Source organism: Paenibacillus sp. FSL M7-0896 (genome assembly GCF_037975415.1).
GTDB classification, from domain to species: domain Bacteria; phylum Bacillota; class Bacilli; order Paenibacillales; family Paenibacillaceae; genus Paenibacillus_AQ; species Paenibacillus_AQ silagei.
Genome location: NZ_CP150250.1, coordinates 3,413,079 through 3,425,363 on the forward strand (window position 1 = coordinate 3,413,079; position 12,285 = coordinate 3,425,363).

Genomic DNA, 12,285 nt, shown 5'->3' on the forward strand with positions numbered 1-12,285 from the left:
TCACCGCCACACCAGACACCAACCACTCAAACCAACCACAGGGAGGACTTACAAATGACGAATCTGAAAAATAATGATGCCGCAAATGTAGTTAATACAGATGCAGTAAATGCAGACGCAGTAATTATCGGCGGTGGCCCAGCCGGGCTTAATGCTGCGCTGATGCTGGGCCGTGCACGCAAACGGACGATTGTGATAGATGCGGGGCAGCCGCGTAATGCGGTCACCCGGGAAGCGCACGGCTTTCTGACCCGGGACGGGATCGCTCCGTTCGAACTCCGGCGGATTGCCATAGAACAGCTAGGCGCTTATCCATCCGTTTCACACATTGAAGATACAGTAGTGTCCATTACCGGGGCGGATGGCGCCTTCCTGCTGGAGACGGCTTCAGGGCTTAAGCTGACCAGCAAGAAGCTGCTGTTCGCCGCAGGCATGAAGGACCGCAGGCTGGACATTCCGGGGCTGGCCAAGGTCTACGGGAAGAGCGCCTTTGTCTGTCCGTACTGCGATGGCTGGGAATTAAGAGATCAGCCGCTGGTAATCATCAGCAGAGGAGCAGCACTCATGCATCTGGCTCCGTTGTTATATGGGTGGACTAAGCAATTTGCGGTCTGCACAAATGGACCCGATGAGCTGACAGAAGCAGAACGCGAAGAATTGCGTGCCCACGCTATTCCGTTATTCGATACTCCTATTCGCGAGATTGCATCAGAGGAAGGCATGGTTAAGCATGTGAAGCTTATGGATGGAACAGAAATTCCGTGTACCGGAATCTTCTTCCGGCCCGAGCTGGCTCCGGGAACGGAGCTGCCGCATTCCCTGGGCTGCCGGATATCTGAGCAGGGTATCCTTGAAGTCGGCGAGTCCGGCCAGACCAGCGTGCCCGGGATCTACGCCGCCGGGGATGCCGCCACCATGATGCATCAATCCATCGCTGCGGCCGCATCGGGCGCGCTGGCTGCTGCTGCGGTGAATGGCGAATTGAACCGGGAAGCCTGGAAGGCCGGGCTTGCATAATTTTTCCCCCAATAGCACAGGATAACATCACTATGAATATGAAATTCAAAGGATAGCGTAGGGAGGGATTACGGATGAATACTGCATCGGAAGCAGAACAGGAGACCCAGCTGACCCGGCGGCTGGCAGAGAATGAACAGGTGCTGCGCGGAGTGTTTGCGGGCTGTGAGGATGTGGTGTTCCATTCGTTCCAGACGATTCATCGTACTTCCGCGCTCTGTGTGTACTGTACAGGATTATGTGATACGGAGCGGCTTGAACAGCAATTGCTGGCACCTCTGGAGCAGACCGGCCTTGCAGTTGAAACGGCTGTGCAAGGGTCTGCTGAGGTTCCGCTCGCCTCGATTCACCGAATTGGGACCGTAGAACAAGCCGTAACAGCTATCCTGGACGGTGAAGCTGTGCTTTTGCTGGATGGCCAGGCTTCGGGTAAGGGCTTTCCTCTATACAAGGTGCCCACCCGGACTCCCGAAGAGCCGGCGGCTGAATCCACTGTGCGCGGTGCCCGTGACGGGTTCACGGAAGCTCTGGCTATGAATCAGTCTTTATTGCGTATGCGGCTTAAGACACCAGCGTTGAAGCTGCACTCTAACACTATTGGAGAGTACAGCCATACGAAGGTCACCCTCGCTTATGTGGAAGGAATCATTCAGCCGGGACTGGTCACTGAAGTCAACAAACGGCTAAGCCGCCTAAATATCAAGGATGTGCTGGAGAGCCAGTATATTGAGCAGGGCATCATTGACCAGCCCTTTTCGCCGTTTCCGCAGATGATTGCCACGGAGCGCCCGGATGTGGTGGTCTCCAACCTGCTGGAGGGCCGGTTTGCGCTGCTGATCGACGGGACTCCCTTCAGTCTGATTGCCCCGGTCAATATGTTCTCCATGCTGCAATCCCCGGAGGATTACTACGAGAACATTTACATGAGTATTTTTGTCCGCTGGCTCAGATATATCTTCTATGCTCTGTCGCTCCTGCTCCCCTCAGCTTACGTAGCGATCACCACCTTCCATCAGGAGATGATACCTACCGTACTGCTGCTGAGTATCGCGCGGGCGAGAGAGGAGATCCCTTTTCCGGCCCTGGTGGAAGCGCTCATTATGGAGATAGCCTTCGAGGCGTTGCGGGAGGCCGGCGTCCGGCTGCCGAAGCAGATAGGTTCCGCTGTCAGTATCGTGGGCGCACTAATCATAGGCCAGGCTGCCACCACTGCGGGAATTGTCTCTGCACCGATGATCATTATCGTGGCTATCACGGGCATTGCTTCCTTCATGGTTCCGCGTTATTCCGCCAGTATCGCAACCCGTCTGCTGCGGTTCCCCATGATGATTCTGGCAGGCACGATGGGGCTGATCGGCGTCATGCTCGGCATCATCCTGGTGGTCATTCATCTTAGCAGTCTGCGTTCGTTCGGCAGGCCCTATCTGTCACCGGCAGCTCCGACATTCAGCAAGGGCTTGAAGGATGTATTGTGGATCTCGCAGCCGCGGAGCAAATGACGGCAGCCGGACTTCACCAGAGAAGGGGATTCTTATGTTGACTGACAAAGGGAAAATATCTGTTACCCAGCTGGCCTTCCTTGTTTTTCCCTCGATTCTTGCCACCGCTATCCTGTCTGTCCCCGGGATCACCATGCATTATGCAGGACATGATATGTGGTTATCGCCCATCCTGGGCTCGCTGATTGGAGTAACGGTTATAGGGATCTCGCTTGGACTGAACCGGCTTTATCCCGGCAAGACCATTATGCAGTCCAGTCTGCTGATCGCCGGGTGGCTGCCGGGCAAGGTGATCGGGCTGGGTTTTCTGCTCTTTCTGCCCCATTTGAACGGCCTGATTATTCTGGAATACGGCGAGTTCATTGTGAATAATGCACTTCCCAAGACGCCGCTGCTTGTCATTATGGGGACGATGGTTGCGGTCTGCGCGATTAATGTAAGGCAGGGCATAGAGGTGGTCAGCCGGACCGCCCAGGTGTTCGTTACGCTCCTGGTGGTGATGCTCTGCCTGATCTTTGTGCTCCTGACCGGAGAACTCCGGCCTGCCGAGCTGCTTCCGTTCATGGAGAACGGATTCGTTCCTATCGTCAAAGGTGCGGTGGCTCCGGCGGCATGGTTCAGTGAATATACTGTGCTGGCCTTTCTGCTGCCCTACATCAACAGCAAGAAACATCTGGGCCGGACGATGCTCGTTTCGCTTGTCGTAACGACAATGGCGATGACGGTGACCAATCTGTTCTGTCTGCTGCTGATGGGTGATTTGACGGACAGCTTTGCTTTTCCGGTGATGATTGCTGCACGTTACATTACGATTGCCGATTTCCTGCAGCATATTGAGGCGCTCATTATTGCGATCTGGATCTTCGGGATCTTTGTCAAAATCTCTGTCTTTCTCTACATCTTCGCCACCTCAGCCGCTGAATGGTTCGGGCTGGACGATTATAAACCGCTGGTGATTCCGCTCGCCTTCGTAAGCATGTTGTTCTCTTACTGGGTAGTGACGGGCGCTGCGGGCGCGGCTGCGCTTATCAGCGCTTCGGCTAACATATATACAATGATGTTCCTGGTGGGGCTTCCCGCCGCAATCTATGGACTGGCTCTGCTGAAGAAGGGGCTGAAGCTTCTGAGCAAGGGATGATGATAAGGAGGGAGGGCAATGCGGGGCTGCAGAGTCATGATTATGCTGCTGCTGAGCAGTATACTGCTCAGCGGATGCTGGGACCGGACGGAGATCAATGACCTGGCCATCGTGCTCGCCACCGGTGTGGATTATAAAGACGGCCAGGCACAATTGACGGCCCAGATCTTCATTCCGCGTAAAGGAAGCGGCGGCTCGGAGAGCGGCGGGGCAGGCGAAAGCGCAAGCGGAGTCACCATGACCCGCACTGCTGAAGGTGTGAACATTGCGGAAGCCTTGAACCGGCTGCAGCGGAAGGTCGCCCGCCATATGTTCTGGGGCCAATGTGAGGTGATTGTGATCAGTGAAGAGGCGGGGAAGCAGGGGCTGCGTGAATTCGTCGATTTCTTCCTCCGTTATCCGCAGTTCCGCGAACATGCGTATATCTTCTCCAGCAAGGATTCCGCCAAGGATATTCTTGCCCTGCTGGACCCGCTGGAGCGCAGCACCTCCGAATCTCTCCGGGAAATGGCGAATATGAACCTGGGCACGCGTGTGACTCTGCTGGAATTATCCCAATCCATTCAGGGAGCCAGCGGTTCGGCCATCCTAACCCGTATCCTGATTGCTCCCCCGGAACCGAACGATGGACCGAATGCGACAACCCCCTCACTCAAGGGGTTAAGCCTGTATAAGCACGGCCGTTATTCCCTCACTGTAAAAGAACCGGTAAGCCTCGGAGTACTGCTCATGATTAATGAGCTTAATAATATTATCATGCCGGTTACTCTGGAAGGGGAGAAGGGGGCCTTCTCGATCCTGTCCAAACAAATCACCACCATGCTGAAGCCAAGCATCGTCAACGGGGAATGGATGATGAAGGTCCGGATTGTGGCGAGTGGAGAGGTTGTTCTGAATACAACTGATGCCAATCTGACTGATCCGTCGAAGGTGCTGGCGCTGAAGAAGGCTTGGGAGAAGCGGCTTAAGGAAGCTGCCGATCAGGCACTCCATATGTCCCAAAAGGAGCAGAAGACCGACTTTTACAGATTCGCCGATTCCTTCCGCAAACATTACCCGCAAGAGTGGAAGGCAAAGAAGGAACAGTGGGAGACTATGTACCCCGAGCTGCAGGTGGAGGTCTCCGTCAAGACGAGCATTACCGGGAACGGAAGGTCAACCGGGCCCCAAGGCATACCAGAGCAATCGGCCAACTGACGGAGGGTACGCCTGAATTCCAGCAACCATACAAGGATGTGGGAAGCATGAAAATGGCAATGATCCTAAGTATTCTGCTGCTGTCCTGCGGGATCATTATTTTTGAATTCCGGGGCAGTAAGGACAAGAAAGCCAGAAAGGTGATTGCAGGCATTACGTTTGCTGCGGCGGGACTTTCCATTCTTCTGTTATTTCAACCAGGCTTGCCGGGTCCCACCGAGCTGGTGAAGCTGTTGTTCGGCAGAATCGATCTGATTATGAAATGAAGCTTAAGGCAGTCCCTCCGGGGGCTGTCTTTTAAGTTATTACCAAATTCATTTAAGCGATTACATTTTCATATCTCCCGGGGTAGCTATAATAAAGAACAAGAGAGCTCCTTAATACAGCCGGAGGGATGGGAGAAATGAAAGCGGTTTTAAACAATCAGCAAGATCAAATCGGACTCACGCGAAGACACACCTTTTGGCTCAGGATCAGGAGAGATGCCCTACTCTACATCCTTTTGCTGCTGCCACTCCTGTACATTGCCATTTTTAAATATGCACCGATTTACGGCTTGATTATGGCCTTTCAGGACTACAATATTTTTCAGGGGACGAGTGGAAGCGAATGGGTGGGACTGGATGTGTTCCGGTTTATTTTTCAGCAGGACAGCTTCTACCGTGCCCTCAAAAATACGCTGGTCCTGAATGTGCTGGATCTGGTGGCGGGCTTCCCGGCCCCGATTATCCTGGCGATTCTGCTTAACGAGGTCCGCATGGCCCGATTTAAGAAATTAACGCAGACGATTCTCTATCTGCCTCACTTCATGTCCTGGGTAATTATCGGCGGGATTGTCTATCTGATGTTCTCTAACAGCGGGATGGTGAATCTATTCCTGGATAGCCTGGGCCTGTCGAAAATTGAATTCTTGTCGCAGAAGACCCCTTGGCTGGTCACCTATATTACTGTGGGGGTATGGCAGAACATCGGGTGGGGGACGATTATTTATCTCGCGGCGATTACCGGTATCAACAAGGAGCTGTATGAAGCGTCCGATATGGACGGCTGCAGCAGACTCCGCAAAATGTGGCATATTACACTGCCGGGCATTAAATCTACGATTAACATTCTGCTGATTCTTCAGATTGGCCGAATGGTATCGATCGGGTTCGACCGCCCGTTTGTAATGGGTAATTCACTGGTCAGCGAATATTCCGATGTCATCAGCACCTTCGTGTACAGAGTGGGCATCAGCTCGGGAGACTTCTCCCAGGCAACGGCCGTCGGGCTATTCCAGTCTGTGGTAGGTCTGACCCTGCTGATCGGTGCCAACTATATTGCGAAGAAATTGGGTGAGGATGGGATATGGTGAGAGCGGCAAGTAGGATACGAGCAGGGCGGATTGGCCGGAAAACAAGTGTGGCAGATATTGCGATTATAGTCTTTATAGTGGCTTTGTCGTTCACCTGCATTGTCCCGTTCCTATATATGATAGCGTTATCATTCAGCTCCAACGAAGCGATTATCTCGCAAAAGGTTAGCTTATGGCCGGTAGACTTCACTGTAGAGACATATAAGACGATTCTGAGCGATGCCGATATGCTGTATACGCTGGGCTATAGTATTGTCCTGACGATTTTTTACACGGTGGTGTGTATGTTCCTGACCATCTGTGCGGCGTACCCGTTAACGAAAAAGCGGCTGTGGGGGAGAAACTTCCTGTTGTCCGCTCTGGTCTTCACGATGTATTTCAGCGGCGGTCTGATTCCTTCCTATATCCTGATCAAGAACCTGGGGATGATGGATACGATATGGAGTCTGGTGCTGCCGGGCGCGATGAGTGTATTTAATCTGATTATCCTGAAAACCTTCTTCAGCTCCCTTCCGGAGAGTCTGGAGGAATCGGCATCCATTGACGGGTGTTCGGATCTGGGGATTCTTCTCCGGATTGTCCTGCCCCTCTCGCTGCCTTCGATTGCCACCTTAAGCCTCTTCTATGCCGTAGACCGGTGGAACGGATTCCAGGATGCGTTATTTTATATTACCAAAAAAGAGCTCTATCCCATGCAGCTCAAGCTGTACCAGATCATCTCAGCCAACCAGCAGCTGGACAGCCAGCAGGGCGGCGAGGGCAGTGTCGGCTCGTTCATCGTGCCAGAGTCGCTGAAGGCCGCAAGCGTCATGTTCACCACCATTCCGATTCTGCTGATCTACCCCAAGCTGCAGAAGTATTTCGTCGACGGTGTAATGACGGGCGCGATCAAGGGCTGAAGCGGTACACTCCAGGGAAGGGGGGATGCTTGGCTGGCGGAAGTTGAAGCTGCCTGGGCAAGGAAGCTATAATCTGGATTACTATCATGATAAGAGATGAAAGGGTGGTATACCGTGAAGACAGGAATCAAGAAAATATCGGCCGTTCTGTGCAGCACCGTGCTGCTGGCCGGCGTTGCAGCGGGCTGCGGCGGCAATGATAAAGAGAGCAAAGAGACAGCCGCGCCGGAGTCGTCTAATGCAGCAAAGTCTCCTTCTGATCCTCCTGCAAAGCTGACGGTGGAGGTGTTCGACAGAGGGGTTCAGGGCCAGCCGGATCTGAATAATAATTTCTGGACGAAATATGTGAATGAGCATTTCGGCAAGCCGAATAACGCCATTGTGGAATATGTACCGGTTCCCCGGTCCCAGGAGGTTGATAAGCTGAACGTATTAATGGCTGCGGGCCAGGCTCCGGACATCTCGTTCACCTATGACGGGACACTGGTGACCCGCTTTGCCAAAAGTGACGGCCTCTACACGCTCGACGAGCTGCTGGAGAGCCACGGCCAGCAATTAAAGGCTTATCTCGGGGAGAACGTTCTCGCTTACGGCAAATATAACGACAAGCAGGTATCCATCCCGGGCAAGCGCACCCTGCTGGCCTGGAACGGGATGTTCATCCGTAAGGATTGGCTCGACAAGCTCGGGATGCCGCTTCCGACCAATAGAGATGAGTTATACAATACGCTGGTGGCCTTCCGCGACAAGAACCCGGGCAATGTGAACGGCGTCATTCCCTGGGCAACGGCGGCAGCCGGCATGAACTACACCTTCGGCAACCTCGTTCAATCCTTCTGGGGCCAGATGTCAGAGGAGGAATTCGTCACCACGCCGAACTGGCTGAAGCCGGGCAACAAAGATGCCTACAAATGGCTGAATAAGCTGTATAATGAGAAGCTGATCAGCCCCGATTTTGCCCTGGACAAAACCACCAAGCAAGCGGATGCCGATGTCACCAACGGCAAGGTCGGCTTCTATGCCGCCAACTGGGATTATCCGATGACCCAGAAAATCCGTGAACCACTGAAGCAAAACTCGCCGGATGCCCACTATGTTCCGGTGGATACCTTCAAAAATGCCGAAGGCAAATACCTCAAAGAGGTATATAATGAGAACGGAATCTTCTCCTTCATTCCTAAAAGCAGCAAAAACGCGGAGCTGGCGGTCAAATATCTGAACTGGATGGCGGACCCGGAGGTGATGTTCTTCCTGCAGTTCGGTGAAGAAGGCGTTCACCATACGCTGAAAGACGGCATTCCGCAAGGGATATCACAGACCGGCGAGAAAATGCAGATGAGTAATTTGAACATGGATTATACGATGATTGTTAACGGCGCTGAGCTGGGTGACACCGAAAAGAACGTCAAAACCTATGCCGCAGCCCTGGCCTCCGGGGATAAGCAATATGAGGAACTCGCTATGGAATCGTACAAAATTAACACAACAGACGGCTATTCATCCTTCTATTACGGGGTACCGAACGAATCCAACATCAAATACGGCAAGACGCTGGGCGATATGAACAAGCAGATGATTGACCGGTTGATCGTGGCCAAGGAGTCCGAATTCGACGCCTTGTACGATAAGCTGGTCAAAGAATACATGGATGCCGGCGGTAAAGCGGTTCAGGAAGAGAATGTGAAGAACTACAGGGAAGTCACAGCGAATAAGAAGTAACACCTGAAATACGGATAAACCACCGGCTGTTCATTGGCCTGGTTTATCCGCATTTCCTTTGTGTAACCACATCAGAAGAATCCACAGTCTCAGGAGGATATCCATGTACAAGGTCATTATTGTAGATGATGAGTCGTGGGCGATTAGAGGGATCAGCAATGCCTTTGACTGGGAGCAGTATGGCTTTGAAATCTCGGGACAGTTCACAAGTGCATATCAGGCGTGGGAAGCCATCGCCTTGCAGGAGCCGGATCTGGTGGTCACAGATATCCGGATGCCGGAGATTTCCGGGCTCGATCTGATGAAGCGGGCCAAAGCGCAGGGCATAGACTCGGAATTCGTCATTATAAGCGGGTATGCGGAATTTGAATACGCCCAGGAAGCGCTGCGCTACGGGGCCTTGGATTACTTCCTGAAGCCGCTGGATGTGGATATGACCGATACGTTCCTGGCGAAGCTCGCCCTGCACTTCTCCCGGCGAAGTGCGGCGCGCAATCATCTTCTATTGGATGCGCTTACCTCGGCAGATGAAGATGAGATCAGGCGCTGCCTTCCTGCTGGCATGAGTACAGGCTGCTGCCGGGTGCTTGCTGTCCATTATGAGGCAGACCGGCCGAAGCTCGGCGAATTGCTGAAGCTGGACGGGCAGCCGGTTCATGTGCTGGAGGTAGAGAACGGAGCAAGCACCCTGCTGGCGGTTCTGATCACAGAGAAGGAGAGTGAGCTGGAAGGAATCACGGATGAATGGCCTGCGGCCGCAGGCAGTCCAGGGCTTCCTGTGGTGGGGATCAGCAGCATCGGCAGCGGGCTTAAGCAGATCAGCAAGCTGATCAAGGAAGCCGAACTGGCAGCCTCCCGGGTATTCGTGGATGATGCTTCCGGCGCATTTCACTATTATAATCCCAAGCTGCCTCTGGTGAAGCCCTGTATAGATGAGCTGCACTCTATAGTTCATGGTAATCAATATGACAGCATCGAGACTTACATCCTGGGCTTGCAGGAATACTTCAGGCTTCATGAGCTGGGAATGATTGAGGTGGTCTACTTATGGAATCAGGCCGTCGGACTTCTGACGAGCGCTTATTCGGAAGAACTCAGAGACATGGAGCTGGAGTTCCTGAATTATGCCGAGCTGAAGGAGCGGTTCGAGGATCTGGAGTCGCTGTGCAGCTTCCTGCATGACGTTCTTACCGTGCTCCGGCAAGGGAATAGCCGTGCTTTGCAGGAAGGGGATATTCTCTCCTGCTTCAACCGGATGGTCGCCTATATCGACCGGAATTATGAGCAGAAGCTGTATCTGAAGGAGCTGTCGGTCCAATTTTTCATCAATCAGGTGTATTGCTGTCAATTGTTCAAGAAGAATCTGGGCAAAACCTTCTCTGAATACGTGGCTGAGCTGAGGATCAGGAAAGCCCGCGGGCTTTTGCAGCAGACAGACCTGTCTATTGAGAGCATTGCCATCCAGTCCGGGTATGTAGATTACTATTATTTCAATAAGGTGTTCAAGAAGCACTGCGGGATGACGCCCGCCAAATTCAGAAAAAGGGAAAGTGAACGGAGCAACAGGCCATGAAGACCGGCAAGGTGAAATTGAAGCATCAGCTATGGCTGTTCATCGTGTGCTCCATCCTGATCTTCATGGTCATGGAGTTCTACTTCTTCTACAGCTTCTCGAATCTGACACAGAAGCGGGCGGTCACCTACAGCAACAAGATGATTGAGCAGACCCGCCGCAAGATTGATTCGGTGTTCAATGATATCCGGATCAGCACCGGCTTTGCGGTCAACAGCAAGCTGATTCAGGAATTCACCATCGCCGATGATGATTACAAAAGGGCGTTCGACAGCGCTCCTTATGCCCTGGATCTGATGGAATATATGCGGTCCTTCAATTCCTATGTGAACGGCATCATGATCAATGACCTCCAGGGAAGACGCCTCTCCAGCGAGGATTCTGCAAGCGGCGATATTTTTTATATTAACCTGTATGAGACCTTTATCCGCCCGTACAAGAACGATCCTGCGCTTCGGCAGAAGGGGAAGTTCACCGCCATTCTGAAGGATGACCGGACAGGGACAGATCAGTTCTTCTATATTGCTCCCATTGTGGAGTCGATCGGGGGCGTCCATTTCTCACAGATTACGGGTTACTGCATGGTGATGGTCAATATGGACAAAATGCAGGGACTGGTCGCGAATACGGAATTAACGCAGAACTCCACCTTGTATATTCTGAATAACCGGGACGAGGTGGTTGCCTCCACCAATTCCTATGCGCGGGGCAATGTGATCAAAGATGTGCTGTCTATGGACAAGAACCAATTGCTTAACGGGGTAAAAGCAACGATCGGCGGCAAGGAGGTTCTCGTTCAGGTTAAGGGGCTGGAGCAGGCTGACGGGTGGCGTGTGGTCAGTATGATCCCGGTGCAGGAACTGACGGCCGACATGATTCCCATGCGGAAGGTCAGCATTATGGTTGGCCTTGGTATTATTGTGAGTATGATTATTACAGGCAGCTTCTTCTTACACAATCTGATGCGTCCCCTGATGGGATTGGTCATGGATATGAAGAAGGTGGCAGGGCGGGACAGAGGCTTCCGGATCAAAGTCCGGTTCACCAACGAGGTGGGCCTGCTGGCCCAGGATATTAACCGGATGATGGACGAGATGGACGAAATGACGCGGGAGATGTTCAATACCCAGGCCAGACTATACGAATCCGAGCTGAGCCAGAAGCAGGCGGAGTTCTCTGCCCTGCAGAGCCAGATTAATCCCCACTTCCTGTATAATACGCTGAATTGTATCAGCAGCATCGGACTGGAGTATGGAAGCCGGGAGATTGCGCAAATTACGTACTGCATGTCCAAGATCTTCCGCTATAGCATTAAGAAGGATGATCTTGTGCAGATCCGTGAAGAGGTAGACTGCATACAAGCTTATATGAAGATCATCCTGATCCGCTACGAGAATAAATTCTCCTTGTCGCTCGATGTGGAGGAGAGCTTGCTGGAGCTGCAGACCCCTAAGATGATCCTCCAGCCCATCGTGGAGAATTCGGTCTATCACGGGCTGGAACGGATGGATCAGGGTGGAAGCCTTCAGATTACCGGGAGCCTGGATGCGCGCGGAGATGTGTGCTTCTGTATTACGGATACCGGCAGGGGAATGGAGCCGGAGGAGCTGGCCGCCCTTCAGGCCAAGCTTGGCCTGGAGCATAAGGAGCTGGCTCTGACCGGGCAATCGGCACAGGGCATCGGGCTGCTGAATATTCATAACCGGCTCCGCCATCTGTTCGGAGCAGGCTACGGACTTACCGTTGACAGCCGGCTGGGCTATAGGACAACCGTGAACGTGAAGATTCCGAAGCTGCCGGGAGGAATTAATAGTATATGAGTTTGGACAGGGTACCTCCGTTTAGCGGGAGGTGCCCTGTTTGGCTGCATGGGGGAGGGCAGGCTTCAG

The 12,285-nt window shown here is 52.9% G+C and carries 10 protein-coding genes; all 10 read left to right on the top strand.

What is annotated here, in order from left to right:
- Window positions 1-54 precede the first annotated feature (54 nt).
- The 10 genes from MKY12_RS14440 (at window position 55) to MKY12_RS14485 (ending at window position 12,216) form a co-directional block, all read left to right on the top strand.
- Window positions 55-1,017, top strand: a complete 963-nt coding sequence (locus MKY12_RS14440; RefSeq protein ID WP_339314234.1) for an NAD(P)/FAD-dependent oxidoreductase — start codon at window positions 55-57, stop codon at window positions 1,015-1,017.
- A gap of 74 nt (window positions 1,018-1,091) precedes the next feature.
- On the top strand, window positions 1,092-2,516 hold the full coding sequence (locus MKY12_RS14445) for a spore germination protein (protein WP_339314236.1): 1,425 nt from the start codon (window positions 1,092-1,094) through the stop codon (window positions 2,514-2,516).
- Window positions 2,517-2,550: 34 nt separating this feature from the next.
- Entirely contained in the window at window positions 2,551-3,654 is a 1,104-nt protein-coding gene (locus tag MKY12_RS14450) for an endospore germination permease (protein ID WP_339314238.1), read from the top strand.
- An 18-nt stretch (window positions 3,655-3,672) separates the two neighbouring features.
- Window positions 3,673-4,851, top strand: a complete 1,179-nt coding sequence (locus MKY12_RS14455; RefSeq protein WP_339314240.1) for a Ger(x)C family spore germination protein — start codon at window positions 3,673-3,675, stop codon at window positions 4,849-4,851.
- Between the two features lie 47 nt (window positions 4,852-4,898).
- Entirely contained in the window at window positions 4,899-5,117 is a 219-nt protein-coding gene (locus MKY12_RS14460) for a hypothetical protein (RefSeq protein WP_339314242.1), read from the top strand.
- A 137-nt stretch (window positions 5,118-5,254) separates the two neighbouring features.
- Window positions 5,255-6,205 (top strand): ABC transporter permease subunit, encoded by a 951-nt coding sequence (locus tag MKY12_RS14465; RefSeq protein ID WP_081751225.1) that lies wholly within the window; start codon window positions 5,255-5,257, stop codon window positions 6,203-6,205.
- Complete coding sequence (locus MKY12_RS14470) at window positions 6,199-7,104, top strand: carbohydrate ABC transporter permease (RefSeq protein ID WP_339314245.1); 906 nt, start codon at window positions 6,199-6,201, stop codon at window positions 7,102-7,104. The genes MKY12_RS14465 and MKY12_RS14470 overlap by 7 nt, the downstream gene beginning before the upstream one ends.
- Before the next feature lie 114 nt (window positions 7,105-7,218).
- A complete protein-coding gene (locus MKY12_RS14475) occupies window positions 7,219-8,823 on the top strand; it encodes an extracellular solute-binding protein (RefSeq protein ID WP_155991530.1) in 1,605 nt (534 codons plus the stop codon).
- A gap of 103 nt (window positions 8,824-8,926) precedes the next feature.
- Entirely contained in the window at window positions 8,927-10,396 is a 1,470-nt protein-coding gene (locus tag MKY12_RS14480; protein ID WP_339314247.1) for a response regulator, read from the top strand.
- Window positions 10,393-12,216: a sensor histidine kinase gene (locus tag MKY12_RS14485; protein ID WP_339314249.1), complete on the top strand. Its 1,824-nt coding sequence runs from the start codon at window positions 10,393-10,395 to the stop codon at window positions 12,214-12,216. The genes MKY12_RS14480 and MKY12_RS14485 overlap by 4 nt, the downstream gene beginning before the upstream one ends.
- Window positions 12,217-12,285: the final 69 nt, after the last annotated feature.

Excerpts from the sequence above, each read along its gene's own strand:
- MKY12_RS14465 (WP_081751225.1), top strand. The coding sequence starts at position 5,255 with ATGAAAGCGGTTTTAAACAATCAGCAAGATCAAATCGGACTCACGCGA.
- MKY12_RS14485 (WP_339314249.1), top strand. The coding sequence starts at position 10,393 with ATGAAGACCGGCAAGGTGAAATTGAAGCATCAGCTATGGCTGTTCATC.
- MKY12_RS14455 (WP_339314240.1), top strand. The coding sequence starts at position 3,673 with ATGCGGGGCTGCAGAGTCATGATTATGCTGCTGCTGAGCAGTATACTG.
- MKY12_RS14445 (WP_339314236.1), top strand. The coding sequence starts at position 1,092 with ATGAATACTGCATCGGAAGCAGAACAGGAGACCCAGCTGACCCGGCGG.
- MKY12_RS14440 (WP_339314234.1), top strand. The coding sequence starts at position 55 with ATGACGAATCTGAAAAATAATGATGCCGCAAATGTAGTTAATACAGAT.
- MKY12_RS14450 (WP_339314238.1), top strand. The coding sequence starts at position 2,551 with ATGTTGACTGACAAAGGGAAAATATCTGTTACCCAGCTGGCCTTCCTT.
- MKY12_RS14480 (WP_339314247.1), top strand. The coding sequence starts at position 8,927 with ATGTACAAGGTCATTATTGTAGATGATGAGTCGTGGGCGATTAGAGGG.
- MKY12_RS14470 (WP_339314245.1), top strand. The coding sequence starts at position 6,199 with ATGGTGAGAGCGGCAAGTAGGATACGAGCAGGGCGGATTGGCCGGAAA.
- MKY12_RS14460 (WP_339314242.1), top strand. The coding sequence starts at position 4,899 with ATGAAAATGGCAATGATCCTAAGTATTCTGCTGCTGTCCTGCGGGATC.